Raw genomic sequence first — 24,947 nt, 5'->3', positions numbered from 1 at the left:
CCCCGCCCCGGGTAACGCCGTGGTGTGCCGTCGTCAACGGCGGGTGACGTCACCGTGAACGCCAGGGGCCGGTCAAGGGCACCGAAAAGGGAACGTACGATCGACAATCGTGCAGCAAGGTTCCGAGAACTCTTCCCGTCGCGGCCGTCGCTCCTCCACCATGGGCGGCATGCCGCTCAACGACCTTCCGTGGTGGCGCTGGCGCAGCAACGTGCGCTCGGCGCTGCACATGCTCTCCGACCCCGTCTTCCACCGCGAGTGCTGGCTGGCCGGCCGGGAGGGATACGGCGACGTCACCGACGCCGTGTACCGCCTGGTCGAGGACACCTGGCTCGACAACTGGTCCGCCGAGAAGTACGTCGGCACGATCTTCCGGGACGCCACCGAGGCCGCCCTCGTGGACGCCGCCGTGCTCCGGGTGCTGCGCATCCTGCACCAGGTCGGAGCGGACGCCCACGTCTCCGTCTACCTGGAGCACCCCGGCTGGCCGGAGGCCGTCGCGGCCGCCCGCGAGGCGCATGTGCTGCTCGCCTCCAACGACGGCGAGGACCCCGACACCCCGCCGCGCTCCCTGGACGTCCTCCGCATTCTGACCAGGTCCGCCTGACGTCGCGAGGTTGTGGCACGCTACGGGGATGACCGCGCCGCAGCCTGCCCCCGACCAGTACGTCCTCACGCTGTCCTGCCCCGACAAACAGGGCATCGTGCACGCCGTGTCGAGCTACCTCTTCATGACCGGCTGCAATATCGAGGACAGCCAGCAGTTCGGGGACCACGACACCGGTCTGTTCTTCATGCGCGTCCACTTCTCGGCGGGCACCCCGGTCACCGTCGACAAGCTGCGGGCCAGCTTCGCCGCGATCGGTGACTCCTTCGCCATGGACTGGCAGATCCACCGCGCGTCGGAGCGCATGCGGATCGTGCTCATGGTCAGCAGGTTCGGCCACTGCCTCAACGACCTGCTCTTCCGGTCCCGGATCGGCGCCCTGCCGGTCGAGATCGCCGCCGTGGTCTCCAACCACGCGGACTTCGCCGAGCTCGTCGCCTCGTACGACGTGCCCTTCCGGCACATCCCGGTGACCCGCGACAACAAGGCGCAGGCCGAGGCGGAGCTGCTGGACCTGGTCCGCGAGGAGAACGTCGAGCTGGTCGTCCTGGCCCGCTACATGCAGGTCCTCTCGGACGACCTGTGCAAGCAGCTCAGCGGCCGGATCATCAACATCCACCACTCCTTCCTGCCGAGCTTCAAGGGCGCCAAGCCGTACCACCAGGCGCACGCGCGCGGCGTGAAGCTCATCGGCGCCACCGCCCACTACGTCACCGCCGACCTGGACGAGGGCCCGATCATCGAGCAGGAGGTCGAGCGCGTCGGCCACGGCGTCACCCCCGACCAGCTCGTCGCCATCGGCCGGGACGTGGAGTGCCAGGCGCTGGCCCGCGCGGTGAAGTGGCACGCGGAACGCCGCATCCTGCTCAACGGCCGCCGCACGGTCGTCTTCGACTGAGCGGCGCGCTCACAGCCGGCTGAGCGAGGCGGCCGCGAACAGTACGTCGCTGATCGCCTCGCGGTCCCCGCGCTGCCCGGCCGCCGCCTCCACGGGCGGCACGTGTCCCGCGACCAGCCGGCAGAACTCCACGCCCTCCAGCGCGACCTGCGCCACCACGTGGTCGGCGGACCCGCGCGCGGCGGGGGAGTCCAGCGCGATGTACCAGTCGCCGCCGCCCGAGCCCTCGATCTCCAGGTGCAGCGAGCGCCCCGGCGCCCCGGCCGACACCAGCTGCCTCGCCGGTCCCGCGAGCCCCGCCCGGCGGCGTACCGCCAGCGCACCCGGCAGCATCCGGACCGCCAGGTCGATCATCCGGTGCAGATGCCCGGCGGACGGCGGCTCGTACGGGTAGTCCACCGCCTTCGCGATGTCCCGCGCGTGCACCCAGCACTCGAAGGCCCGGTCGAGCATCGCGTCCTGCAACGGCAGCGCGAAGCCCCCGTACGGCACGGACAGCTCCGAGGCGCCGCGCCGCGCGAACGACACGGTCCTGATCAGCGTGTGGCTCTGCTCGCGCCACGGCTCACGCACCGCCCGGGTGGGCGGGCGCCGGGCCGACGACCAGTACGCCTCGGTGCGCGCGGTCGGTGTGAGCGGGGCGTCGGGGAGCGGGTCGTCCAGACCGAGCGCGGCGCCCACCAGGGCGTCCACGCTCATCAGGTGCCCGATCACCCCGGCGACCGTGGTCCGGCGGCCCGCCTGCCGCTCGTCCTCGAACCACTTCAGCCGCACCGGGGCGTGCCACTCGGCGGCGTCGATGTCCCGCAGCAGCGCGTCGAGCCGCGCCGTCTCGGCGTCGTACGGCGCGGCCCAGTCCGGCACCGGGATCTTCGCGGGGCGCCGGGCCAGGCAGCTGTCCAGCACCCGGGCCCGCAGCAGCGGATCGAGATCCAGGCTCCGGTCGGTGTGCAGCAGCCCCACCGCGTCCCGCAGCCGCAGCGCCTCCTCGGCACAGGGCGCGCACCCGGTCAGGTGCGCCTCCACGGCCTCGGTCTCCTCGGCGGAGCACGCGGCGAGCGCCCAGGCGCCCAGGAGGGCCTGGAGCACGCGGTGCGGGAGGACCGGCGGGGGCTCCGGTTCCGGTTCCGGTCGTACGGGCGCCGGCGGCACGGGCCCCAGGTCGCCGTAGTCGTCAGCGGCGGGCCTGGGGCCCGGTATGCGCCGGGCCCCGCGCACCTCGTCGCGGCCCTCCTCGTCCCGGTCGCCGCCCGCGCCGCCGCTCACAGCGCCCTGCCGTATCCGGGCGGCGGGGCGCCCTCCACCGGCCGGGTCCGGGCGGTGGACAGCAGCTGGAGCCCGAGCCGCAGCCGGCGCCGCGCCTCGTCCTCCGTGACGCCGAGGTCCGCCGCCGTCTGCCGGTAGTCGCGGCGCTGTACGTAGGCCAGCTCCAGAGCGGCCCGCAGCGGCGCCGGCATGGAGGCGACGATGTAGTCGGCCCGGGCGGCGGAGGTGGCCCGGCGGACCCGCTCGTCGAGGGCGGCCGGGTCCTCGGGGCCGTAGGGATCGTCGGGGTCCTCGCCGTCCGCCGCGCCGCGCAGCCGCCGCACGGACTCGCGGTGCGTGAGGAAGGCCAGCCAGGCCCGCATGGAGCCCTGCTTCGGGTCGTACATGTCCGGGTTCTCCCAGACGTAGCCGAAGACCTCGCGGGTGACCACGTCGGCGGCGTCCTCGTCGTCCAGCATCCGGTTGGCCTGGCTGTGGACGAGGGCGGCGAACCGGTCGTACATCTCGCCGAGGGCGGCGGCCTCGCCGCGCGACAGCCGCTGCTGCATCCTGCGGTCCCAGCGGGGTGGTGCGTTTTCGGCCATCTGCCCCCCTGCCCTCCGCCGTCGGACCTGTACGTCCCCGTCCCACTCGTCCTGTCCGAATGTAGTCCCCGCCTCCGGAGAAGCACGCCCCTTTACGACAAGTACGTCCTGGGAACACGCCCTCTTTGCGAGACGCGTGTTTCGCGAGGGACGTGCGGGGGCAGCCGCCAGGGAGGAACGCAAACTTCCGGATCTCCGGGCTGCCCCGGAATCCCCGGAACGAGAGGCCCAGTCGCGTGACCCTGAAAGTCTCTGAGACCGAGCGGGGCGGATGGACCGTGCTGCACATAGGCGGCGAACTGGACCTGCTGACTTCGGCCACCGTCCGCCAGTCCGTCCACGAGGTGGTGGCCGTGGGCCGCCACGACGTGGTGCTGGACCTGTCCGGTGTCCAGTTCTGCGATTCCAGCGGGGTCGGGGTGCTCATCGCCCTGCGCCGCCTGATGCGGTCCTGCGGCGGCCGGCTGCGCCTGATCCTGCCCGCCCGGGGCGCGGAGGAGGGCTCCCACGTCAACCGCGTGCTCGCCGCCCTCGGCGTGCGGCGCTTGTTCGATGTCTTCCCGGACTGGGACGCGGCGGTGGACGAGGAGGCCGAGCCGCTGACGGCCTGAAACGGCCGTCGCCGCACCGGCTCGTGCGGAGCTGTCACGGAGCTGAGCCCCGTAAGTGACACGTGACGCCTGAAGGCGTCGTACGCTCCCCGCATGGACAGCGCAGAGTATGAGCGCAAGATCGCCTTCCGCTTCGCCGCCTTCGACCAGGACGGCAACGGATACATCGATCGCGCGGATTTCAACGCCGCCGCGGCCCGTCTGCTGACCGAGTTCGGTACGACGGCCCGCTGCGACAAGGGCCAGGCGCTCTACAGCGGCGCCGAGGCGTTCTGGCAGGGCATGGCGGGCATCGCCGACGTGGACGGGGACCAGCGCGTCACCCGTGAGGAGTTCATCGGCGGCGCGGTGAAGCGGCTGCGCGACAACCCGGAGCGGTTCGCGGAGATCGCCCGCCCGTTCCTGCGCGCGGCGCTCGCGGTGGCGGCGGGGCCGTCCGGCGACGGCCGGGCGCCGGTGCCGGCCGTGGAGCGGGCCCTGCGGGTCCTCGGTGCCAGCCCGGACGCGGCGGCGTTCGCCGCGCAGAGCCTGGACACGGACCGGGACGGCGGGGTCGTCGAGGAGGACGCGGTGGCCGCGCTGGCGACGTACGTGACGGTCATCGAACCGGACTAGCGGATGGCGCCCGGGGGCACCGCGCCCCTGGGCGTGACGCAGCGCGACCGTCGGTCACCGATACCGGCTTGTGTCCTTTGCGTGATTCGTCACGGCGTGGAGTCGGCGCCCGCCTCGGGTACCCTCCGTGGGATGCGAGTGGTTCTGGAACCTGTCAGTCCGGACGCGGCCTGTGCGGCGCGTCGGGTCCGGGTGAGGTGCTGTTCGACTCTCCGCAATGTGCGTCGCACAGTATGCACTACGCGTACTCCTTCGCGCTGGAATATGCCCGAAGCGCTTGTTGCGGTGACTGTACGTCAACCATGCTGTCGTGCAAGGGAATCACGTTCCGTGACCCTTTGGAGGCGCGAGGCGATGTGTCCGCCGGTTCGGATGGTGTGAGCGGTGCAGGTGCTTCAGGTTCAGTTGGAGGTCGGGCCCGACCCCGCGGAGGTCGGACGGGCCCGCAGATGGGCGCGCTCACGGCTCGCCGGTTCCGGCGTCAGAGACGACGAGCCGCTGGCCGAGACCCTCATCCTGCTCATCTCGGAGCTGGTCACCAACGCGGTCGTGCACACCGGCTGTCCGGCCGTGCTGCGCATGCTCTTCGGCCCGGCGGGCGCCCCGGGCGGCGCCGGGACCGTGCGCGTGGAGGTGGCCGACGCCAGCTGCCGCCCCCCGCAGCAGCGGCACGCGCGGGGTGAGGACACCGGCGGCCGGGGCCTGGAGCTGGTCGACGGCCTCGCCGACCGCTGGGGCTGGCAGCCGGAGGGCGCGGGCAAGCGGATCTGGTGCGAGGTGGACCGCGGCGTCCCGCTGATCCAGGGCCGGCTCCAGCCCGGCGCCCACGGCGCCGAGCCCAGCCACGCGGTCTAGGGCCGGACGGGCCCTAGGCGCTCCGCCCCGCCGCCGAGCGGAACGTGCGGCGGTACACCGTCGGCGAGACGCCCAGCGCCGCCTGGAGGTGCTGCCGCAGCGAGGTGGACGTGCCGAAGCCGGCGTCCCGGGCGACCTGGTCGATGGACAGGTCCGTGGACTCCAGGAGCCGGCGCGCCAGCTCCACGCGCTGCTGGGTGAGCCACTGCACGGGGCTGACGCCGACCTCCTCGCGGAACCGCCGGGTGAACGTCCGTACGCTCATCGACTCCTGCCGGGCCATGTCCCGCAGCAGGATCGGCCGCTCCAGCCGGGCCAGCGCCCAGGCCCGCGCGGTCGTCGTCGTGGCGTACTGGGTGTCCGGCACGGGCCGCTGGATGTACTGCGCCTGGCCCCCGTCCCGGTGCGGCGGCACGACCGTGCGCCGGGCGACGTCGTTGGCGACGGCGGTCCCGTGGTCGCGCCGCACCATGTGCAGGCAGAGGTCGATCCCGGCGGCCACCCCGGCGGACGTCAGCACGTCCCCGTCGTCGACGAACAGGACGTCCGGGTCGACCCGGACGCGGGGGAAGAGCCGCTGGAAGTGGTCGGCGGAGGCCCAATGCGTGGTGGCGGGGCGCCCGTCCAAATAGCCGGCGGCGGCCAGGACATAGCTGCCGGTGCAGATGGACACCATCCGGGTGCCCGGCCGGATGTGCGCGAACGCGGCGGCCAGCTCGTCGGTCAGCCGGCCCTCGTCGTAGACGGGCCCCAGCTCGTAACTGGCCGGGACGACGACCGTGTCCGCCGTGGCGAGCGCCTCGGGCCCGTGTCCGACCATGATCGAGAAGTCCGAGTCGGTGTGGACCGGCCCCGGCGGCCGGACCGAGCAGGTCACCACGTCGTACAGCTTCACCTCCCGGTCCTGCGGCTCCGGGGGGCGGGCCAGCCCGAAAATCCTCTGGGGGATGCCCAGTTCGAAGGGGAGCAGCCCGTCGAGGGCGAGGACGACGACCCGGTGCGGCACAGCGGACTCCCTTCGGCCGGCCGGGGCCCGCGAAAAGCCCCTAGCTGGTATAGACCATAAGCTGATACATGTCATCGGTGTGAAGGAAAATTCAGCAGAATCCGTGCGCATTCCCGCCACGGACCCCCAGGCCGCCCTCGGTGGCCCGTCCCCTCTCCCGCCCCTGCCGCCCCTGTTCGAGGAGTCCGGCAGGCAGCTCTGGAACCGTAACTTCAGGCTGTTCTTCGTCGCCCGCACCGCCGCGCTGTTCGGCGACGGCATGATCCCCGTCGCCCTCACCGCCGGGCTCCTCGGCGCCGGCCGCCCGGCCTCCTCGGTCGGTTACGCGCTGGCCTGCTGGATGGGCCCGCTCGCCGTGTTCGTCCTCTTCGGCGGCGTCCTCGCGGACCGGTTCACGCCGCGCCGCATGATGATCATCGCCGACGTGCTCCGGCTCGTCGGCGCCTCCGTGCTCGCCGTGACCTTCGCGACCGGCAACCCGCCGCTCTGGGCGGTGTACGCGCTGAGCTCGGTCGCCGGTGTCGGCGCGGCCCTCTTCCAGCCGGGCGTCGCGTCCACCGTGCCGCGCGTCGCCACGGACGTGCAGCGCGCCAACGCCGTGCTGCGCGTCTCCGAGGCGCTGATGACCATGGCGGGCCCCGCCTTCGCGGGCGTCCTGGTCGGCCTGGCGAGCGCGGGCGCGGTGTACGCGGCCAACGCCTCGACCTTCCTGGTCTCCGGGGTGTGCCTCTTCCTGCTCCGGCTGGCCCCGGCCCCCTCGGACGGGGCGCCGCGCGGCTCGTTCCTCGCCGAACTCGTCGACGGCTGGCGCGAGTTCACCGCGCGCAGCTGGCTCTGGGGCGTGATCGCGGTCTGGACGGTGTACGGCTTCGCCGTGCTCGGCCCGATGCTCCCGCTCACCGCCGTCCGGGTCACCGAGGCGCACGGCTCGGGGACGTACGGCGCGATGATGGCGGTGAACGGCGCGGGCAGCGTCGTCGGCGGTCTGCTCGCGCTGCGGCTGCGCCCGCGCCGCCCCCTCGCGGCGGGCGCGGTCGCGCTCACCGGCGTCTGCGCGAACCTCGTCGTGCTGGGCCTCGGGCTCTCCGTACCGGCCCTGGGCGCGGGCCAGTTCGTGGCGGGCGCGGCCTCCGCGTTCTGGCTGGTGATGTGGTCGACCACCGTCCAGACCCACGTACCGCCCGAATCCCTGAACCGGCTGCACGCGTACGACGTCGCCGGCTCGCTGCTCATGGTGGCGGCGGGCCGCGCCCTGGCGGGCCCGCTCGCGGACCGACTGGGGGCGCCGGAGGTGCTGTTCGCGGGTGCGGTGGTCAACATCGGGGCGGTGGGCGTACTCCTCGCGGCCCGCCCGATCCGCCGCCTGGAACGGATCGGCTGACCCCTGAGGGCTACTTGTTGCGCGCCCGTTCCTCCGACTGCTGCATCTCGATGACCCGCAGGACGTGTGCGCTGGTCTGGCGGCGCACGCTTCCGGCGACGAGCAGCCCCGTACCGACCACCGAGAGCGGGGCCGAAATGCCCAGCAGTGTCAGCTGCTTGGGCATGGTGGTGTCCAGCTCGCACCTGAAGGCGGCGCGGTAGCAGTACAGCGTGTTCTCGGTGTCCCAGATCAGGAAGCCGACCCAGACCCACAGGACGCAGGCGATGAGCAGGAGCAGGGCGCCCCAGCCCTGCATCAGCTGGGACCCGTGGTTGAAGTGTTGGCGTTCGGCCCACTGCATGAAGTTCCCCCGGGGACATGGACGGTGTGGTGTGCGCCAGATCGTACGCGTATGCGGATGGGTCCCGGAGTGGTGGCCCGATTCTTGCGAAGCGTGGCCCTCGGGCCACTCGTGGGTATCGGGCCCGCGACCGGATGCTGGGCGGGTGAATCCGACAACCGAGAGCGTCGCTCCCGTCGCCCCCGCTCCGAACGCCCCCGGGAAGCCCGGTCGGTGGCGTATCCACCGCGCCTGGATCGTCGCCGCCGTCACTTTCGTGACGATCATCGGCGGGGCCGCCTTCAACTCCCTGCCCGGTCTGCTCTTCGATCCGCTCCAGGACGAGTTCGGCTGGTCGCGCGGGCAGATCGGGCTCGCCGTCTCCATCGACATGACGCTGTACGGGCTCACCGCGCCGTTCGCCGCCGCGCTGATGGACCGGTTCGGCATCCGCCGGGTGGTGGCCGTGGCGCTGAGCATGGTCGCGGCCGGGGCGCTGGCCAGCGTGTGGATGACGGCCGCCTGGCAGCTGATGCTCTACTGGGGCCTCCTCGTGGGGCTCGGCACGGGTTCGATGGCGCTGGCGTTCTCCGCGACGGTCACCAACCGCTGGTTCACCGCCCGGCGCGGCCTGGTGACCGGTGTCCTGACCGCTGCCGGGGCCTCGGGCCAGCTGGTCTTCCTCCCCCTCTGCGCGTGGATCGTCGACCGGCACGGCTGGCGTCCGGCCTCGGTGACCGTGGCGCTGGCGGCCCTGGTCGTCGTCCCGTTCGTGTGGCTCCTGATGCGCGACCACCCGGCCGACGTGGGGCTCGCCCCGTACGGCGGGGAGTACACCGACAAGCCGGTGCCCGTGCGCGGGGCGGCGGGCCGGGCCGTCCGGGTGCTGTTCGACGCGGCGCGCACGGGGCCGTTCTGGCTGCTGGCCGGGTCCTTCGCGATCTGCGGCGCCTCCACCAACGGCCTGATCCGTACGCACTTCGTGCCCTCGGCACACGACCACGACATGCAGATCACCACCGCCGCGTCGCTCCTCGCGGTCATCGGGATCTTCGACATCGTCGGCACGATCTTCTCCGGCTGGCTCACCGACCGCTTCGACGCGCGCCGCCTGCTCGCGGTGTACTACGGGCTGCGCGGCATCTCGCTGCTGTTCCTGCCGCTCCTGATGCACCCCACGGTGGAGCCGCCGATGGTCTTCTTCATCGTCTTCTACGGCCTGGACTGGGTCGCCACGGTCCCGCCGACCCTGGCCCTGTGCCGGGAGCAGTACGGCGACGACAGCGCGATCGTCTTCGGCTGGGTGCTGGCGTCGCACCAGGTCGGCGCGGCGCTGGTCGCCTTCCTCGGCGGGGTGGCGCGTGACTACTTCGGTACGTACGACGTGGTCTGGTACGCGGCGGGGGCGTTGTGCGCGGTGGCGACGCTGATGGTGCTGGTGATTCGGCGGGGGGCGGCGGAGGTGCGGTTGGTGGCGTAGGGCCAGAATGCGTGCGGGAGGGGGATCGCATGCCCAAGAACACTGGGTGGGACACGCAGAGACCGTGGGGGAACTGGCGACCGCCCGACGTGCCGGTCGGGCCGCGGCCCGTGTGGTCGGAGCGACTGATCGTGGCGGGGGCGGCGGCGCTGTACGTGGGCCTGATGCTCGCCTTCGAGGTGTACTCCTTCGCGGAAGCCACCTTCGAGTCGTGGGCACGGCCGGAGGGGATCGGGGGAGGCCTGCTCGCGCTGCCGTTCTCCATGTGCTGCGGTGTCCCGGTCGCCCTGTGGCTGAACCTGGCGGTCGTGCTGCCCGTGGTCTGGACGGCCCGCCGGGTGAGCGGCCGGCTGCACGGGCGGGACGCCTGGTGGTGGGTGCCGGCGATGGCCGTGGTTCCGGCCGGCCTGATCACGATCGCCGTCGCGGTCACTCTGCACCCCGGGCCCGACGCCTTGGCCCTGACCTGGACGGCGGGAGAAGCGCTGATCGCCGGGCCCGCCCTCCTGGCACGGGAGGCCGGGCTGCACGGGAAGCGGCTCCATCCGCGCATTTTCGGCTACGGGGCGGTGGCGGTGGCCGTCGTGTTCGGCATCGGCATCACGGCGTTCCGGATCGGGCTGCTCACCGAGTACCGCCCGCCGGAGGTCAACGCGGCCCTGCTGGCAGGTACCTGGGCCGACGGGCACGGCGGCACCTTGAGCCTGAACGCCGACGGCACGGCCCACGCCGAGGGCCTGACGGACCACGAATCCGCGTATGAGGACAACGCGGACGCCGACCGCGCGAAGTACCGCTGCACGGGGCCGGGCACCTGGGTGTACGAACCCGGGGACGCCACGACCTGGGACCAGCGCCTGAACGTGAGCATCGAACGCTGCGGCTTCGACGACTTCAACGAGTACGTCGACTCCGGCTGGCTGATCAGCGGCACGCGGGAGCACCCGAAGCTGGTCCGCCTGTACGGCGATCTGGACGCCCCGGGGGTGTACACCCTCACCCGCTGACCCGCCGCGCCCGCCCCCCACTTTGGTCAGGGGGCACGCCTGCCGTTGGCCTCGGGTGCGCGCTCGGCCGCGCTCCTACGGTCGGGGCCCATGAGACGTAACGGACGAGACACCGCAAGAAGCACCCCGAGCGCACGGCCCTGGCTCGCGGGCGCCGTCCTCGGGGCGGGAGGGGCCGTCGTCATGGGCCTCGCGCCCGGCGGGCTGGGGACGGAACGGGCCGTGGCGGTGACGGACGGGGTCTCGGCGGACGCCTACCGGGCGGTGGCCGACGCGCTGGAGGGCGCGCCCTCCTGGGCCGGGTCCTTGCTGGAAGCCGTGTGCGACGGGACGCTCGTGGCGCTCGGGCTGCTGCTCGCCTGGGTCTGCTGGAGCGCCGTGCGCCGGGCGGATCACCGCACCGTCGCCGGAGCGGTGCTCACCGGCGTGGGCACCGTACTCGCGTACGCGGCCAGCGAGGCCCTGAAACTCGTCGTGGACGAGGAGCGCCCCTGCCGGGTCCTGGTCCACAACGCCGTCGCCGAGTGCCCGGCGCCCGGGGACTGGTCCTTCCCCAGCAACCACGCCACCCTCGCCGCCGGCCTCGCGGTGGGCGTGGCGCTCCTGCGGCCGGGGCCGGCCGCCCTCGCGCTGCCCGTGGCGGGGGTGGCGGCGGTGTCCCGGGTGCTCGTGGGCGCGCACTACCCGCACGACGTGCTGGCCGGGGCGGTCCTCGGCGGCGCGGTGGTCGCGGCGCTGCTCCTCGCGTTGGGGGCGTCGGCCGGGGCGGCGGTGTCAGCGCTCCTCGGCCGGTCCGGTGAGCGGGACGATGCCGGCCTCGTGGGCGACGACCGCCGCCGCGGCCCGGTTCTCCACGCCGAGCCGGGCCAGGATCGAGCTGACGTGCGCCTTGACCGTGCCCTCGACCAGGTGGAGTTGGCGGGCGATCCGGCGGTTGGACAGCCCGCTGCCCAGGAGGACCAGCACGGTGCGTTCCCGGGCGGTGAGCGCGCCGATCCGTTCCCGGGCGGCGGTGCGGCGGCCGGCCAGGGCGCCGGCGCCGGTCGCCGAGAGGTGGGCGACGACCCGGGCCGCGACCTTCGGTGAGAGGTAGGCGGCGCCGTCCGCGACCGCGCGGACCCCGGCGATCAGCTCCTCGGGTGCGCCGGACTTGATCAGGAATCCGGCGGCGCCGCCACCGAGGGCCCGCAGGATGTAGTCGTCCTCGCCGAACGTCGTCAGCATCACGACGCCCGTCCCCGGCACGGTGCGACGGATCTCGGCGGCCGCCTCGATGCCGTCCGTCCCGGGCATCCGGATGTCGAGCACGGCCACGTCCGGGCGGTGGAGCCGCACCTGCTCCACCGCCTCGTGTCCGTCGGGCGCCTCCGCGACGACCTCGATGCCCGGGTCGGTGGCGAGGACGGCCCGCACGCCCGCCCGGATCATCGGTTCGTCGTCGGCGACGAGGACGCGGATCATGGGTTCTTCCTCCGTCGTGCTCACTCCGGGCCCGGGGTGAGCGCTTCCTTGGACATCAGCCTGCCGTCCCGGAAGCACAGCCGGTAGGCGTCCCCGGAGCGGTCGTCGAAGCGGTCCGCCGTCATCGCGTAGTACGCGCAGCCGACGCCCGGACCCTGCGGCTCCCCGGCCACCGGCCGCTGGGTCGTCTCGCGCGCGGGCAGCACGCGCTCGACCGACGCCCGGTCCTGGCCCACCCGGAGCCGGGCGAAGTCGCCGGGGTCCAGGACGGACTGCCGGGCGGAGTGGACGTCCCAGCCCAGGAGGGCGGCGCTCAGCACGGCCCACGCGGCCAGGGGCAGCACGACGGCGAGGGCCAGCGCCCGCCGGGCACGCCCCCGCGCGTGCCGGTGCTCAGGGGGAAGCGCCCCGGGTGCCTGCTGGGACGCGGTGGCGGCCGGGAGTCGGGTGGGCGGGGTGTGCGGCAGACGCGCCGTCACCGCGAAGCCCTCCCCGTGCGGGCCGTGTGTGAACGTGCCGCCCGCCAGGCGCACCCGTTCGTCCAGGCCGGGCAGGCCCCGCCCGGTGCCGGGGCAGCCCTGTCGCCCCGCCGGTGCGGGGCCGTTCCCGACCCGGACCGTCGTCGTCCCGGGCCCGTGGGTCAGCCGGACGTCCACCCGGGCGCCGGGGGCGTGCTTGGCGGCGTTGGTCAGGGCCTCCTGGACCACGCGGTGGGCGGCCCGCGCCGCCTGCGGCGGCATCGCGGCCGCGTCCCCCTCCGCGTGCAGGGTCACCGGGAGGCCGGTGGCGGCGGCATCCGCGACCAGTCGGCGGATGCCGGTGCCGGGCGGGCCCGGCGGCTCCTCGACCGCCCGGGCGCCGTCCTCGCGGAGCAGGCCGATGACCTCGCCGAGCCGTTCGATCGAGGCCGCTGCCCGGGCCCGGATCTCCCCGGCCGCCTCCCGGTGCGCCCCGTCGAGGCCCGGGGCCAGCTTGAGGGCGCCCGCCGACAGGGCGATGAGGCTCAGGTCGTGGCCGATGAGGTCGTGCATGTCCTGGGCGATCCGGGCCCGTTCACGTGCCCGGGCCTGCTCCGCGACGAGCCGCTGCTCCCGCTCCAGCCGCTCCGCCCGCTCCCAGCCCGCCCGTACGAGCTCCTGGTACTGCCACCAGAACCGTCCCGCGCACCACGGCAGCATCGCGGCCACCGCGACGACCGCGACGAACCGCCCCGCCATCAGCACCCAGGACGGCACGAGGGCGACCGCCACGACCCCGCCCGCGACGACCGCGACGAGCGCGAGCAGGGTCGGCCCGGTCCTGCCCGGCTCCCGCCCCGCCAGGAACGCGGTCACGGCGGCGGGCAGCGCCCACCACGGGCTGACGGTGCTCAGGGCGACGCACACCGCCGCCGCCACGGTCAGCAGGTTCCCCGCCGGGGCCGCCCGCCGGACCGCGCCGCCGGTCATCGCTCTCTTCATCCCGCGACCGTACGCACCCCGGAGCGGCGGCGGCACTGCCGAAAGTCATGCACCGGAGAGGCCCTCAACGCCCCTTGCGGGCCACCCGCTTCGCGATCCTCTCCGCGTCCCTGGCCAGTTCGCGGAGCATGCCGCTGATGGGGTTGGTGAAGCCGGTGAAGTAGAGGCCGGGGGCCTGCTTGGGGGTGCGGGGGCCGTGGACGACCGGGCGGCCCCGGTCGTCCAGGACGCCGAGGTGGCCGACCAGGGGTTCGAGGGCGCGGTGGTAGCCGGTGGCTGCGATCACGACCTCCGGGGTGGCCCGGGTGCCGTCCGCGAGGACCACCGCGTCCTTGTCGAACGCCTCGACGGCCGCCACGGGTTCGACCCGGCCGCGCTTCACCGCGTCGATCAGGCCGACGTCCTGGACCGGGATCGCGCCCTCCTTGACGCGGGAGTACAGACCCGTGTCGGGGCGGGGCAGCCCGTGTTCCGAGAGGTCCGGCACGGCGGCGCGGGCCATCAGGCGGCCCGCCCGGTCCACCAGGGCGACGGGCAGCCGGCGGACCAGGATGCCGGTCGCCTGCGCGGGCCAGCCCGCCGTGGAGCGGCGCACGATGTGCGGGACGGTGCGCACCGCGAGCCGTACGCGCGAGGCGCCGCCCTCCACGAGGTCGACGGCGATCTCCGCGCCCGTGTTGCCGACGCCGACGACCAGGACGTCCTTGCCCGCGTACGGGGCCGGGGAGCGGTAGTCCGAGGCGTGCAGCAGGTCCCCGCTGAAGGTCTCGCGGCCGGGCCAGTCCGGCAGGCGCGGGGTGTGGTTGAAGCCGGTGGCCACCACGACGGCCCGCCCGGTCAGTTCGCGGCCCCCGCTCGCGCTCAGCCGCCAGCCGGTGCCGTCCGCCGCGCGGTCGACGCGGGAGACCTCGACGCCGGTGATCACTTCCAGCTCGTGGTGTTCGGCGTACTTCTCCAGGTACCGCACGACGTTGTCCCGGGCGACCCAGCGGCCGAACTTCCTCGGCATCGGGAGCCCGGGCAGCGCGGACCAGCGGCGGGTGGTGTGCAGGTGCAGCCGGTCGTAGTGGCCCCGCCAGGAGGCGCCGACGCTCCCGGACTTCTCCAGGACGACCGCCCGGACGCCCCGCGCGCGCAGGGCGGCCGCCGCGGCCAGTCCGCCCGGGCCGCCGCCTATGACGTAGACGGGGCGGTCCTCGGTGAGGTCGGTGGGGGCCGGGGAGGTGCTACCGGCGGTAGGTGCGCTGTCGGACATGCATCGGAGCGTAATCGCGTGACTCCTTGATGGGTCTCGGTCAAGACCGGAATCGATTGCGAATTGATCACGCTCGAACGCGGGTGCGGGGCTCGGTACCCGCGCGTCGGCCGGATCGCCCCCGGTGGCACGCTGGGGGTGCCCGATCCGTACGGCCGTGAGGGAACGATCCGTTGAACACCGGCAGCTACTACGAGCGCATCGACGCCCACCGCTACAAGCCGACCGCCCATGCGAGCGGCGCGTGGAGCACGGACGAGGTGCACTTCAGCCCGTTCGGCGGGCTCCTTGTCCACGCCGTCGAACGGCACCTCGCGGAGCGGCCCGGCGAGCGGCTGCTGCTGTCCCGGATCAGCTTCGACATCCTCGGGCGGCTCGCGCTGGACGAGTGCGAGATCCGCGTCGAGACCGTCCGCCCCGGCCGCACCATCGAGCTGGTGGAGGCCGTCGCCCTCATCGCGGGCCGCCCGGTCGTACGGGCCAGGGCCTGGTCGCTCGCCCCCGTCGACACGACCGAGGTCGCCGACGGCGAGGACGACCGGCTCACCCCGCCCGAGGCGCTCGCCCCCTGGCCGATGGCCGACCTCTGGCCCGGCGGCTACATCGCGTCGCTCGACGTACGCCCGCTCGCCCCGCCGTTGCCCGGCCGCACGACCGCTTGGATCTCCACGCCGCTCGACCTGGTCGCGGGCGAGAGCGCCGGGCCGCTGGCCTCGTACGTGGCGCTCGTGGACACCGCCAACGGCATCGCCGTACGCGAGCAGCCGACCGAGTGGATGTTCCCCAACGTGGACCTGACGATCCATCTGCACCGCCAGCCCGAGGGCCGCTGGACCGGCCTGGACACCACGGTCGTCTTCGGCCCCACCGGCCAGGGCCTCACCAGCACGGTCCTGCACGACGTCAAGGGCCCCATCGGCCGGGCGGAGCAGATTCTCACGGTCCGCCCGCTCTGACCGGCCTCAGCGCTTCCTGCGGCGTTCGCGCAGGCCCGGGCGGCGGATGCGGACGCCGCCCACGCCGCAGGAGCCGGTGATCCTCAACAGCGGTGCGCCCGGCTCTTGTTCGTTCTTGATCTTGGACCTCAGACCCCCGAGCGCCAGGTCCAGCGCGTCGGTGTCCACGCCCCAGCCGTCCGGCACCACGATCCGGACCCCGCCCATCTGCGCGTCCACGTCCAACTCGACCACGGGCACCCGGCACTCGGCTTCGCTGAAGTCGAGGAGGGCGCCGCCGAGGCCGCCCGACACGACGATGCGCGCGGGGACCTTCCAGCCGCCGGTCCGCTGGACCTTGTGCATGCCGCCCCGCACCGTCAGCGGCTCGCCCGCATCGAGTACGGCCGGGCCGCCCAAGTCCTCGGTGATCGGAGCGAGTTCACCGTACGTCTTGGCCGTGAACGCCAGGTTGAGCCGTTCGTCCAGCTCGTCCAGGTCGATCCGGCCCTCCGCCGCGGCCTCCCGCAGCTGCTCCACCACCGCCTCGCGGTCGGCGTCGGATGCGCGCATACGGGCGGCGGAACGGGCGGGCTCGGCAGTCATGCACCTGATGATAGGAGACGGGTCGTCCGGGCTATCCGCGCCGCCTCGTACGCTCCAGCCACGGGCCGAACTCGCTCTCCAGGACCAGCCGTCCGAGCTTCCGGTACTCCGCGAGCACCGCCCCGACCAGCTGTTCCGTGTCCAGCGGGCGGCTCGACTCCGCCGCCTGGTACGCGGCCGTGACCGCGCACGCCCGGATCGAGCCGCCGGTCAGCTCGAACCTGTCCGCGCACGTCGACAGGTCGAGGTCCGGGGCGCGGGGGATCTCCGTACCGAGGCAGCGTTCCCACAGGGCGAGGCGCTGCTGCGCGTCCGGTACGGGGAAGTCGGCGACCACGTCGATGCGGCGGGTGAACGCCTCGTCCAGGTTGGCCCGCAGATTGGTCGTGAGTACGGCGATGCCGTCGAAGGACTCGACGCGCTGGAGCAGGTACGCCGACTCGACGTTCGCGTGCCGGTCCTGGGCGTCCTTGACCTGCGAGCGCTTCCCGAAGACGGCGTCCGCCTCGTCGAACAGCAGCACCGCGTTGACCTCGGACGCCTCCACGAAGATCCGTTCCAGGTTCTTCTCGGTCTCCCCGACGTACTTGTCGACCACGGACGACAGGTCGACCACGTACAGCTCCATGCCCAGGTCCGCCGCGACGACCTCGGCCGACATGGTCTTGCCCGTCCCGGACTCGCCGGCGAACAGCGCGACGATGCCCCGCCCCCGGCCGCCGCCCGGCCGCATCCGCCACCGCCCGAGGACCTGGTCGCGGTGGCGGGCGCGCAGGGCCAGGTCGGAGAGCTGGCGGCGGGTCGCCGGGGGCAGCACGAGGTCGTCCCAGCCGACCGTGGGCTCGATGCGCCGGGCGAGCCGGGCGAGCCCGGCCCCGTTCTGCGCCCGGACGGCGGTCCGCAGGTCGGCGGCGCCCACCGGGCGGCCCTCCTGCGCGGCCAGCCGGACGGCCACGTCGGCGGCCCGGCGGATCTGGCCGGAGTCCAGCCGGTACGCCCGGGTGGCGTCCGCGAGCAGGGCGTCCGCCTCCTCCGTCCCGGCGGCGAGCCCGGCGGCGGCGGCCCCGGCCACGGTGAGCGCGCCGTGCCAGCGCCGTACCGCGTCCGCCGGGTCCGGCGGCGGGACCGCGACCGTCACCGGGCTCTCCCCGGCCCACAACGGGTCCCAGTGCTTGCGCCCGTACACGAGCAACGGCGAGCCGCCGCCGACCGCCGCGCACAGCGCACCGAGGAGCGCGGCGCCCTTGGGCTGCTCCGGCGCCAGCGTCTCCAGCGGGCCGAGGACGAGCCCGCCGCCGCTCAGCCGGGCCTCGGTCGCCAGCATCCTGACCGCCTGCAGGGGCTCCGGCGCCGCCGTCAGGGCCGCCGGGTCCACGACGAGCGGTCGCAGCCCGGACGCGGTGAGCGCGGCGACGGCGAGGCGGGCCGGGTCGCCGCCCCGGTCCAGCAGATGCGTGAACCCGCTCCCGGCGCCGGCCGCCGCCGCGACGCGCCGGGCGACCGGGCCGCCGTCCGGCTCGTCGTCCGGGTCCGCGACCCGGACCAGGCCGTGCAGCCGGGCGTCCACCTCGTCGTCGCCGAGGAGGTGCGCGGTGATCCGGTCCGGGACGCGCAGCACCCGGGAGAGCAGGGGCCGTTCGGGCTCCAGCACCTCCACGAGACCGGCCGCGACGAGCGGCGCGGACGGCGCGAACCGGAACCGGCCGGGGCCCGCGCCGGGCAGCCCGCACAGTTCCAGGGCGAGGCCGATCGTGGCGCGGCGCCGGGTCAGGTCGTCGTTGAGATACCCGTACAGCCGCTCGAACCGTGCGTCGATGTCCGGCGCCATGGCGACGAGCAGCAGCTCCACATCGGGCCCGGTCAGCCCGAACCGTTCGGCCAGCTCCGCGATCCGCCCGTTCTCGGGCTGCGCGGCGGGACCGAGGTCCGGTACGGGGAGGAACGCGTCGCGCGAGTCCAGGACCCGCTCGACACCGGCGGGCGTGAGGTACTGGCCGCGCAGGGGATCGTCCGGTGCGGGGTCCCCCTCGTGCCGCAGCGCGACGGCGACCCGCACCCGCCGCTCGACGTGCCCGAGCCGTTCCCACAGCTCGGCGAGGGCGGTGTCGGAGGCGGAGAGCCGCTGAGCGGTGGTCACCGGGCGACCCCGCCCCCGCGCTTCCGCCGACCCGGCGGCAGTCGGCGTTCCCGTTCCGCCGCGAAGCCCGCGCCGGACGCGGCCGTGGCGCCGTCCTCGTACCGCAGGCGGCGGCCCGGGTCCGTCGGCTCGCCGTCCACGGCGGCGGACGTGCGTACGAGCAGGCCCTCCGTGACCGGCGGCCCGGCCGGCTCCACCTCGCCGGAGAGCGGGGCCCAGACGCGTACGTCGATCGCGGCCTTCAGTTCGCCGCCCAGCGCGGACCAGACGTCCACCGTGGACGGGCGGTCGCCCGAGCCGGCCGAAGCGGCCTCCATCTCGACCGTGAGGGCGAGGTCGGCGAGGCTGCCCGTGAGCATCCTCGCGGGCAGTGCGCGGGTGCGGATCAGGCAGCGCAACACCTCGGAGAGCAGGCGGTGTTCGTCCTGGGGGCGATTGGTCCACGCCGTCACCAGGTACGTCAGCTCGAACCAGCGCGGGGGCGTGCGGCGGCCGGTGACCAGGCCCTCGGCGTCGTACTCCTCGGACGTGCCGCTGCGGCGGCGCGTCGCGTCCTCGCGGATGCCGTACAGGAAGACGCTCACCGTGGGCGCGTTGCGGCGGGCGGACCAGTCCTTCGTCGGGGCGTCGAAGACCAGGTCCACGCCGCTGTCCTCAAGGCCCGCGTCCACCAGCAGCAGCCGCAGCGCCTCGTCCACTTCGTGGATCACCGGCGACCCATCTCGTCCGGCGGCACCAGGTTGCCCGTCACCACGAGGAAGTCCGTCTTCACCGGCGAGAAGCCGGGGCCTGACGCGGTGATCGTGCGCGGCCCGGTCCGGTCCTTGACCAGGATCAGGAGCTGGGCGATGAACGTGCCGTCCCGGCCCGGCAGGGTGGGCGCGGCGGCGGCCGTGATCCCGGGCTTCCAGGCCAGCTTCACCGGCACCCCGGGCGGGAAGTCCTTGCCGCGCACCGAGGTGACGAACCCGGGCTTGCCGATCTCCGGCACCGAGATGATCCGGGGCTGGAGGATGCGCAGCGAGATCCGCGAGACGTTGTCGCCCCGGTCCGCGTCGGTGCCGGTGGTCGTCAGCGTGCCGGTGATCCGGGTGCGCAGGGCGTGGTCGGGGGCGAGCACGACCCGCAGCACCGAGGAGGCGCCCGGCGCCAGGTCGGGGACCTCGCAGACCTCGCCGGTGCAGCCGGGCGGCAGCGTGGCCACGGGGATGCCGGAGGGCAGCCCGAGCCGCAGCCGGAGGCCGGTGGCCAGGGCGTTCTCCCCGTTGCGGACGGTGTACGTGACCACGACCCGGCCGCCGACATAGCCGGGGCTGGGCTGCGCGCGGACGACGACGCCGGGACCGGCCTCGGGCGCGGGCGGCAGGGGCGGTTGCGCGGGCGGCTGTGCGGCCGGCGGCGGCAGCTTGGGCGGTGTGGCCGGTCCGGAGGGCGGCGGGCTGGGCAGGTCCGGGAGGGTGCGGACGCGTACGGTCGTGCCGGTGGCGTTGTCCGTGGGGTTGGGGTCGACCACCGACCCGTTGACCGACCAGCCCAGCTGCCAGGGCCCGTTGGTGACGCCGATGAGCCGCACGGTGACCGGCACCTCGTCGCCGGGCGCCAGCACGCCGAGGTCGCAGGCCGGGGACGTGGTGGCGCAGGGGCCCGTGGGCGTGGTCATGCCGTCCAGCCGGACGCCCGGCGGGAGGTCGGCGACCAGCGTGGTGCCAGGGGACGAGGCGGGTCCGTTGTTGGTGACGGTGACCGTGACGGTCACCGAGGAGCCGGTCTCCACGGTGGGTGCGGTGGGCGGCGCGGTGACGGCCAGGTCCACCTTCTGCTGGAACGCGGGCTCCTTCTGGCGCCCGGGCAGCTCCGCGGTGAGCGGGGTCAGGGTGCCGGTGGCCAGGTCGAGTTCGGAGAGCTGCTCCGGGGAGCTGGGCGCCCGGTCCCGGCGGTGGCTGAGGACCAGCCGGGAGGCGTCCGGCGACCAGGCCACGTCACGCGGCTGGTACGGGCCGGTCGTCTCGACGTCCGGGATCGGCGCTGCGCACGCGGTGGGGTCGTCGCTCCGGCCGGTCGGCAGGACGACCCGGCAGTCCGTCCCGTCCGGCGCGACGACGACGACGCTGGCGCGCTGGTTGATCTGGTCCGCGCGGTCCTTGCGGTTGAAGGCGACAGACCTGCCGTCCGGCGAGAACGCGGGGCTGTCGTCGATGACCTTGCACTCGCCGGGGCAGCCGCCGATGCGGCTGAGGTCCTGCTGCTGCCCCAGCGCCTTCAGCGGCGCGGTCCAGACGTGCTTGATGCCGCCGAGGCCCCGGATGACCTCGGCCCGGGTGAACGCCAGCAGGGTGCCGTCCGAGGACCAGGTGGGCTGCGCGTCGGCGCCGGTGACCTCGCCCTCGGGCGGGACCACTTCACCGGTGATGCGCCCGGAGGCCACGTCCGCGACGAGGACCCGGCTGCTCCAGGAGCCGTCCGTGCCGGGCGTGGACCGGGTGAAGGCGAGCCGGGTGCCGTCCGGCGAGAACGAGGGGTCGGTGTCGCGGTCCCGGGGGCCGCGCCCGTCCAGCTTCATGGCCGACGGGCGCGTCCCGTCGGTGTTGGCGAGCCAGATCCGCTGGACCCGCTGCCCGTCGATGGTCTCGAACCGGGTCACGGCGATGCGCCGCCCGTCGGGCGTGTACGTCTGCCGCTCGGTCCAGGCGTCGTAGCCGGGGCGCGGGTGGAACAGCGGGTCGTCGGCGGGGTCGTCGCTGGTGTTGGTCTTCGCCTCGGGGTCCTCGCGCAGGACGTCGATCCGCAGGTCGCGCGGGTCGGAGCCGTCCTGCCGCATGTCCTGGAGCGTGACGAGGTCGCCGTCCTCGGTGGTCCTGCGGGTGACGACCACGGACCAGGAGTCGGGGGAGCCGAGCGCCGCCGGGGGCCCGACCTCGCGGTCCTCGTCGAGCACCATGTGCGGGGTGGGGTCGCCGAGGGACACGATCCGGTAGACGTGGTCGTAGACGGAGCAGCCGCAGTCCGTGTTGGGGCTGAGGAAGAGCAGGCCCTCGCCGTCCGGCAGCCAGGCCGAGGAGCGGGAGCCCCAGTCGTTGCCGAGAGCGGTCAGCACGGGCCGCGCGGTCCCGGGCCCGTCGGTGACCCGCAGCCGGTGCCCGGTGTCCGTGTCGGAGGCCGGCTCGACGTGCAGCGTGTACGAGACGCGGGACCCGTGGACGCCGTCGTTCACCGGGTTCCACTCCGGCTCGTCCGCGTCGCCCTCCGCGCTGTTGCTGAGGCAGGTCACCGGGCCGCCGTCCAGGTCGCGGGCGTAGACCTGGGTGCCCGGCTCGGGCCCGCCGTCGCTCGCGTACGCGATGCGCTTGCCGTTCGGGGAGAGCGTCGGGGACGTCTCCTCGGCGGGGGTGTCCGTCAGCTGCCGGGGCTTCCCGGGCGCGTCGACGGCCACCGACCACAGGTCCCGGCGGCCGCCGTTGCCGGGCGAGTCGAAGACCACGGTCTTCCCGTCGCGGGAGAGTTCGGGGTGCGCGGCGTCCATGCCGCGGGTCAGGCGCAGTACGCCGCCGTCCGCGCGGCGCAGGTAGACCTGGGGGCGCGTCTCGTCCCGGAGGCTGGTGAAGACGAGCGCGTCGCCCCGCCCGTACGCGTCCTGGTCGTAGTGGGCCGGGACGCGGCCCCCGAACAGATCCGCGGTGTCGTTCTCGGACGTGACCCGGCCGAGGCTGCGGTGCCCCGTACCGGCGAAGGCGATCCGCCCGGTGTCGGCCACCGCCTTCGACGCGGCGGCGGCCGGCTGGGCGCCCTGCGGGGCGGACACGGACCCCGCCACCAGCAACGGCGTCAGCAGCAACACGGCACCGCCGAGCCGGCGCAGCCGGGCTCCCCTTGCCGGGCCAGCAGGACCGCCCACGGTCCACCTCACAGTCTGGGTCGATGGCTCTCCACGATGAGCATGCGGTCCGAACGGGCTCCCGGACAGGGCCCGGAGTCCCGGAAACGGGGAAGCCCGGCTGCCCTTTGGGGCTGCCGCGGTCCCGTCAGGTCAGCTGTGTGGTGCCATAGGTCTGGGCGACGAAGTTGAAGCGCAGCTTGAACTGGGTGTGCCAGTTGTCACCGGCCTGCGGGGACAGCGGCTGCCGCCACCACTTCATCCGGGTCTGCGGGAAGCGCTCCTGCTCGGTCGGCTGGGGATCCCCGAGGTACAGGGCGTGGGCGTTCCAGCCGAGCAGGCCCGCGCCCCGCACCCGCTCGGTCACGTCACCGGAGGACATCGCGGTCAGAGCGTCGAGGACATGGTCCACCGTCATACCCGGCGCGTTGCTCAGCGACGTGGTGATGCCGGCCGCGTGAGCCAGGCTCTCGATGAGCTCGATGTGCGGCTGCTGGTCCTCGGCGATCCGGATCACCAGGGTGAAGCCGTGCCCCGCGTACTCGATGCGGAACACCGACTGCAGGCCCTCCGACCATGCCTCCCGGATCGAGTCCGTCAGGGTGTGCACCGCCGCCTGGAACTCCTGGATGTCGGCGGCCCGCTCCGGGTTGGGCCCCTGCCGGGGCGGGTTCACGGCGGGGTCGGTCAGCACCGGGAAGAGGTCGTGTGCGGTGGGGAAGCACGCCGCGTACTCGATCGGGTCCTTGAGGTTGCTGTCCAGGATCTCGGGTGCAATGTCGTGCGCGCCCATCGGGTCGTACGCGGGATCGAGCAGGGCGTTGATCACGTTCTCGCTCGTCGTGCCGATCCTGGCGGCCAGTTCACCGATCTGCGCCCCGTACTGGCCGAGGCCCGCGGCGATGTTCCGGCCCATGGTCTGCTCCGGCGCCCGCTGGACGACGCCGTCCCCGGCCGTGTGGGCGTGCTCCTGCTCGTGCGCGTGGCCCTCGTGCGCGGCCGCGGCCGCGCCCCGCATCACCCGGTGCGCGTTCGCCTCGGCGTCCCGTTCGAAGCGGTCGGACGGGTCGGAGATCCGCAGCCCGGAGCCGTTGTCGCTGCCGGAGACGGGCCCCTGTCGCTGCTGGATGACGTGGGTCAGCTCATGGGCCAGCGTGTGCTTGTCGGCGCCGCCCTCGCCGATGACGACGTGGTGGCCGCTGGTGTAGGCGCGGGCCCCGACCCCGGCGGCGGACGCGCGGGCCGCCGCGTCGTCGTGGACGCGTACGTCCGAGAAGTCCGCGCCGAGCCGGGACTCCATCTCCGCGCGCAGCGAAGCCCCCAGGGGCCTGCCGCTGCCGTTCAGCACGTCGTGGACGGCCGAGCGCTGGACGGCGGGCTGCGCGGGCTGCTCCGGGGGCTCCTCCCGCGCCTGCCGCAGCAGGTGCAGGGCGGCCGCGTTGCCCAGGGTGCGCTGGACTTCGAGGAGTTCGGCCCGTTCGGCGGGTGACTGGCCGCGTGAAGGGGCGGACCGGGTCTCGGCGGTCCGGTCGGTACGGTGCTCACGCTGGGACAACGGTCTGCCTTTCCACGAAACGGTCTGCCTTTCCACGAACGGTCACCGCCACCAGACCGGTCCGGCGCGGTCCGGGGCAAGGGGCACCGGGGCAGGCCCCGGGACGCGCGCGTCGGCCGGACGGCCGCGCGCGGGCACCGAGGGGGCAACGAGCGCTGCCCTCCCGGTACCCGACGAAGTGTCAGATGAGCCCGTGCCGCATCGCGTACCCCACCGCGTGCGCCCGGTTGCGCAGGTTGAGCCGGGTCGCGACCTCGTGCAGCACGTTCTTGACGGTGCGTTCGGAGTACGAGGTCTTCTGCGCGATCTCCGCCGTGCCGTACCCCTCCGACACCAGCCGGATCATCTCCGCCTCCCGTGTCGTGAGCGTGGACAGCGAGAGGCCCCTCGGGTCCAGGACCGAGCGGTGCAGGCTGCTGACGTGGTCGATGAGCTTGCCGAGGAGGTCCCCGGGAAGGACCCCCTCGCCCTTCGCGATGGCCGTCACCAGATGGACCAGCCGGTCCTGGTCGGCCTCCCCGCGCCGCAGCACGGCGGCCACCCCGTACTCGATGAGCGTCTGGAGGGCGCCCGCCTCGAAATAGCCGACGACCAGGCCGGTCCGGGTCGCCGTATTGCGCTGGAGGCGGTGCAGGAGCTGGACGGCGGGCTCGTTCACCATGTCCACCACCACCAGGGAGACCTGGGCCCGGTCCGCCTCCTCGTCCGGGATCAGCTCGATCTCCGGGCGCCGGCGCAGCTGTTGCACCACCCCGGTCCGGAGGATCAGGTCCTCCGCGTACACCGCCACCGAGACCCGGCCGGACGCCGGGGCGGGTATGCCGGGCGCGGGCTGCTCGGGCGGGGCGAGGGCGCGCGGGTGCGCCGCCCCCGTCGCCGCCCCCCTCGCCGCCCCCGTCGTCGTCATGTCTGTCGTGATCGTGGTCATGTGCTCGTCCTTCTGGGCCGCTTCCGCCGAATTCCGTTACGTCCGGTGTCACACGCGAACGTCCGGGAGGCGCAGGGCGACCTGGCCCGGGGATGCGGTGCGGGCAC

Annotated in this window: 22 protein-coding genes and 1 pseudogene; 10 read left to right on the top strand and 13 right to left on the bottom strand. The window is 74.1% G+C overall.

From position 1 onward, the window contains the following. Window positions 1–160 precede the first annotated feature (160 nt). The gene (locus tag ACIQZN_RS09195) at window positions 161–607 is read left to right on the top strand and encodes a hypothetical protein (RefSeq protein ID WP_403989923.1); all 447 of its coding nucleotides are present in this window, start codon (window positions 161–163) and stop codon (window positions 605–607) included. A gap of 28 nt (window positions 608–635) precedes the next feature. Then, window positions 636–1,505: a formyltetrahydrofolate deformylase gene (gene purU, locus ACIQZN_RS09190; RefSeq protein ID WP_403989812.1), complete on the top strand. Its 870-nt coding sequence runs from the start codon at window positions 636–638 to the stop codon at window positions 1,503–1,505. A gap of 9 nt (window positions 1,506–1,514) precedes the next feature. Here purU and ACIQZN_RS09185 read toward each other — a convergent pair whose 3' ends face one another. Together ACIQZN_RS09185 and ACIQZN_RS09180 are read right to left on the bottom strand one after the other, a co-directional pair. Continuing rightward, window positions 1,515–2,771 carry a zf-HC2 domain-containing protein gene (locus tag ACIQZN_RS09185; protein ID WP_403989810.1) on the bottom strand — a complete coding sequence of 419 codons (1,257 nt, stop codon included), beginning with the start codon at window positions 2,769–2,771 and terminating at the stop codon, window positions 1,515–1,517. After that, window positions 2,768–3,355 carry an RNA polymerase sigma factor gene (locus ACIQZN_RS09180; RefSeq protein ID WP_403989808.1) on the bottom strand — a complete coding sequence of 196 codons (588 nt, stop codon included), beginning with the start codon at window positions 3,353–3,355 and terminating at the stop codon, window positions 2,768–2,770. The genes ACIQZN_RS09185 and ACIQZN_RS09180 overlap by 4 nt, the downstream gene beginning before the upstream one ends. 236 nt (window positions 3,356–3,591) lie before the next feature. Here ACIQZN_RS09180 and ACIQZN_RS09175 point away from each other — a divergent pair, with 236 nt between their 5' ends. The 3 genes from ACIQZN_RS09175 to ACIQZN_RS09165 all read left to right on the top strand — a co-directional run bounded on the left by ACIQZN_RS09175 (window position 3,592) and on the right by ACIQZN_RS09165 (window position 5,436). After that, complete coding sequence (locus ACIQZN_RS09175) at window positions 3,592–3,966, top strand: STAS domain-containing protein (protein WP_018101410.1); 375 nt, start codon at window positions 3,592–3,594, stop codon at window positions 3,964–3,966. Window positions 3,967–4,059: 93 nt separating this feature from the next. Continuing rightward, window positions 4,060–4,581, top strand: a complete 522-nt coding sequence (locus ACIQZN_RS09170) for an EF-hand domain-containing protein (protein ID WP_403989806.1) — start codon at window positions 4,060–4,062, stop codon at window positions 4,579–4,581. Window positions 4,582–4,965: 384 nt separating this feature from the next. Beyond that, window positions 4,966–5,436, top strand: coding sequence for an ATP-binding protein (locus ACIQZN_RS09165; RefSeq protein ID WP_403989804.1), 471 nt, complete (start codon window positions 4,966–4,968; stop codon window positions 5,434–5,436). A gap of 13 nt (window positions 5,437–5,449) precedes the next feature. Here ACIQZN_RS09165 and ACIQZN_RS09160 read toward each other — a convergent pair whose 3' ends face one another. Continuing rightward, complete coding sequence (locus ACIQZN_RS09160; protein WP_403989802.1) at window positions 5,450–6,442, bottom strand: GlxA family transcriptional regulator; 993 nt, start codon at window positions 6,440–6,442, stop codon at window positions 5,450–5,452. A 103-nt stretch (window positions 6,443–6,545) separates the two neighbouring features. Here ACIQZN_RS09160 and ACIQZN_RS09155 point away from each other — a divergent pair, with 103 nt between their 5' ends. Continuing rightward, the gene (locus tag ACIQZN_RS09155) at window positions 6,546–7,823 is read left to right on the top strand and encodes an MFS transporter (RefSeq protein WP_403989800.1); all 1,278 of its coding nucleotides are present in this window, start codon (window positions 6,546–6,548) and stop codon (window positions 7,821–7,823) included. A 10-nt stretch (window positions 7,824–7,833) separates the two neighbouring features. Here ACIQZN_RS09155 and ACIQZN_RS09150 read toward each other — a convergent pair whose 3' ends face one another. After that, window positions 7,834–8,166: a hypothetical protein gene (locus ACIQZN_RS09150; RefSeq protein ID WP_403989798.1), complete on the bottom strand. Its 333-nt coding sequence runs from the start codon at window positions 8,164–8,166 to the stop codon at window positions 7,834–7,836. A 145-nt stretch (window positions 8,167–8,311) separates the two neighbouring features. On the opposite strand from ACIQZN_RS09150, the gene ACIQZN_RS09145 reads away from it, so the two are divergent. The 3 genes and pseudogenes from ACIQZN_RS09145 to ACIQZN_RS09135 all read left to right on the top strand — a co-directional run. Further along, window positions 8,312–9,625: an MFS transporter gene (locus tag ACIQZN_RS09145; protein ID WP_403989796.1), complete on the top strand. Its 1,314-nt coding sequence runs from the start codon at window positions 8,312–8,314 to the stop codon at window positions 9,623–9,625. Between the two features lie 29 nt (window positions 9,626–9,654). Continuing rightward, window positions 9,655–10,632, top strand: a complete 978-nt coding sequence (locus ACIQZN_RS09140) for a hypothetical protein (RefSeq protein WP_403989794.1) — start codon at window positions 9,655–9,657, stop codon at window positions 10,630–10,632. 90 nt (window positions 10,633–10,722) lie between these two features. Continuing rightward, window positions 10,723–11,364: pseudogene (locus ACIQZN_RS09135) on the top strand (phosphatase PAP2 family protein); the annotation flags it as partial. Window positions 11,365–11,406: 42 nt separating this feature from the next. Here ACIQZN_RS09135 and ACIQZN_RS09130 read toward each other — a convergent pair. The 3 genes from ACIQZN_RS09130 to ACIQZN_RS09120 all read right to left on the bottom strand — a co-directional run bounded on the left by ACIQZN_RS09130 (window position 11,407) and on the right by ACIQZN_RS09120 (window position 14,808). Further along, a complete protein-coding gene (locus ACIQZN_RS09130) occupies window positions 11,407–12,093 on the bottom strand; it encodes a response regulator (protein ID WP_403989792.1) in 687 nt (228 codons plus the stop codon). A gap of 20 nt (window positions 12,094–12,113) precedes the next feature. Beyond that, window positions 12,114–13,553, bottom strand: coding sequence for a sensor histidine kinase (locus ACIQZN_RS09125; RefSeq protein ID WP_403989790.1), 1,440 nt, complete (start codon window positions 13,551–13,553; stop codon window positions 12,114–12,116). Window positions 13,554–13,617: 64 nt separating this feature from the next. Continuing rightward, complete coding sequence (locus ACIQZN_RS09120; protein WP_403989788.1) at window positions 13,618–14,808, bottom strand: flavin-containing monooxygenase; 1,191 nt, start codon at window positions 14,806–14,808, stop codon at window positions 13,618–13,620. 173 nt (window positions 14,809–14,981) lie between these two features. Between ACIQZN_RS09120 and ACIQZN_RS09115 the strand changes: the two genes are divergently transcribed. Next, window positions 14,982–15,764, top strand: a complete 783-nt coding sequence (locus ACIQZN_RS09115) for a thioesterase family protein (RefSeq protein WP_018101402.1) — start codon at window positions 14,982–14,984, stop codon at window positions 15,762–15,764. A 6-nt stretch (window positions 15,765–15,770) separates the two neighbouring features. Here ACIQZN_RS09115 and ACIQZN_RS09110 read toward each other — a convergent pair whose 3' ends face one another. From ACIQZN_RS09110 to ACIQZN_RS09085, 6 genes are all read right to left on the bottom strand, one after another. Further along, window positions 15,771–16,349: a DUF1707 domain-containing protein gene (locus tag ACIQZN_RS09110; protein ID WP_403989786.1), complete on the bottom strand. Its 579-nt coding sequence runs from the start codon at window positions 16,347–16,349 to the stop codon at window positions 15,771–15,773. Between the two features lie 31 nt (window positions 16,350–16,380). Then, a complete protein-coding gene (locus ACIQZN_RS09105; protein ID WP_403989784.1) occupies window positions 16,381–18,486 on the bottom strand; it encodes an ATP-binding protein in 2,106 nt (701 codons plus the stop codon). Next, complete coding sequence (locus ACIQZN_RS09100; protein WP_403989782.1) at window positions 18,483–19,196, bottom strand: DUF4255 domain-containing protein; 714 nt, start codon at window positions 19,194–19,196, stop codon at window positions 18,483–18,485. Before ACIQZN_RS09100 ends, ACIQZN_RS09105 begins: the two co-directional genes overlap by 4 nt. Continuing rightward, on the bottom strand, window positions 19,193–22,378 hold the full coding sequence (locus ACIQZN_RS09095) for a hypothetical protein (RefSeq protein WP_403989780.1): 3,186 nt from the start codon (window positions 22,376–22,378) through the stop codon (window positions 19,193–19,195). Before ACIQZN_RS09095 ends, ACIQZN_RS09100 begins: the two co-directional genes overlap by 4 nt. Before the next feature lie 127 nt (window positions 22,379–22,505). Next, entirely contained in the window at window positions 22,506–23,912 is a 1,407-nt protein-coding gene (locus tag ACIQZN_RS09090; RefSeq protein ID WP_403989778.1) for a DUF4157 domain-containing protein, read from the bottom strand. Window positions 23,913–24,093: 181 nt separating this feature from the next. Next, entirely contained in the window at window positions 24,094–24,840 is a 747-nt protein-coding gene (locus tag ACIQZN_RS09085; protein WP_403989776.1) for a LuxR C-terminal-related transcriptional regulator, read from the bottom strand. Between the last annotated feature and the right edge of the window lie 107 nt (window positions 24,841–24,947).

The sequence above is a fragment of the Streptomyces sp. NPDC097595 genome, assembly GCF_044761525.1.
Classification (GTDB): domain Bacteria; phylum Actinomycetota; class Actinomycetes; order Streptomycetales; family Streptomycetaceae; genus Streptomyces; species Streptomyces drozdowiczii_A.
The sequence above is the reverse complement of the archived record's forward strand: the minus strand, read 5'-3'. Positions and strand labels throughout refer to the sequence as shown.

Excerpts from the sequence above, each read along its gene's own strand:
- ACIQZN_RS09170 (WP_403989806.1), top strand. The coding sequence starts at position 4,060 with ATGGACAGCGCAGAGTATGAGCGCAAGATCGCCTTCCGCTTCGCCGCC.
- purU (WP_403989812.1), top strand. The coding sequence starts at position 636 with ATGACCGCGCCGCAGCCTGCCCCCGACCAGTACGTCCTCACGCTGTCC.
- ACIQZN_RS09150 (WP_403989798.1), bottom strand. The coding sequence starts at position 8,166 with ATGCAGTGGGCCGAACGCCAACACTTCAACCACGGGTCCCAGCTGATG.
- ACIQZN_RS09140 (WP_403989794.1), top strand. The coding sequence starts at position 9,655 with ATGCCCAAGAACACTGGGTGGGACACGCAGAGACCGTGGGGGAACTGG.
- ACIQZN_RS09110 (WP_403989786.1), bottom strand. The coding sequence starts at position 16,349 with ATGACTGCCGAGCCCGCCCGTTCCGCCGCCCGTATGCGCGCATCCGAC.
- ACIQZN_RS09120 (WP_403989788.1), bottom strand. The coding sequence starts at position 14,808 with ATGTCCGACAGCGCACCTACCGCCGGTAGCACCTCCCCGGCCCCCACC.
- ACIQZN_RS09085 (WP_403989776.1), bottom strand. The coding sequence starts at position 24,840 with ATGACCACGATCACGACAGACATGACGACGACGGGGGCGGCGAGGGGG.
- ACIQZN_RS09180 (WP_403989808.1), bottom strand. The coding sequence starts at position 3,355 with ATGGCCGAAAACGCACCACCCCGCTGGGACCGCAGGATGCAGCAGCGG.
- ACIQZN_RS09125 (WP_403989790.1), bottom strand. The coding sequence starts at position 13,553 with ATGAAGAGAGCGATGACCGGCGGCGCGGTCCGGCGGGCGGCCCCGGCG.
- ACIQZN_RS09195 (WP_403989923.1), top strand. The coding sequence starts at position 161 with ATGGGCGGCATGCCGCTCAACGACCTTCCGTGGTGGCGCTGGCGCAGC.
- ACIQZN_RS09130 (WP_403989792.1), bottom strand. The coding sequence starts at position 12,093 with ATGATCCGCGTCCTCGTCGCCGACGACGAACCGATGATCCGGGCGGGC.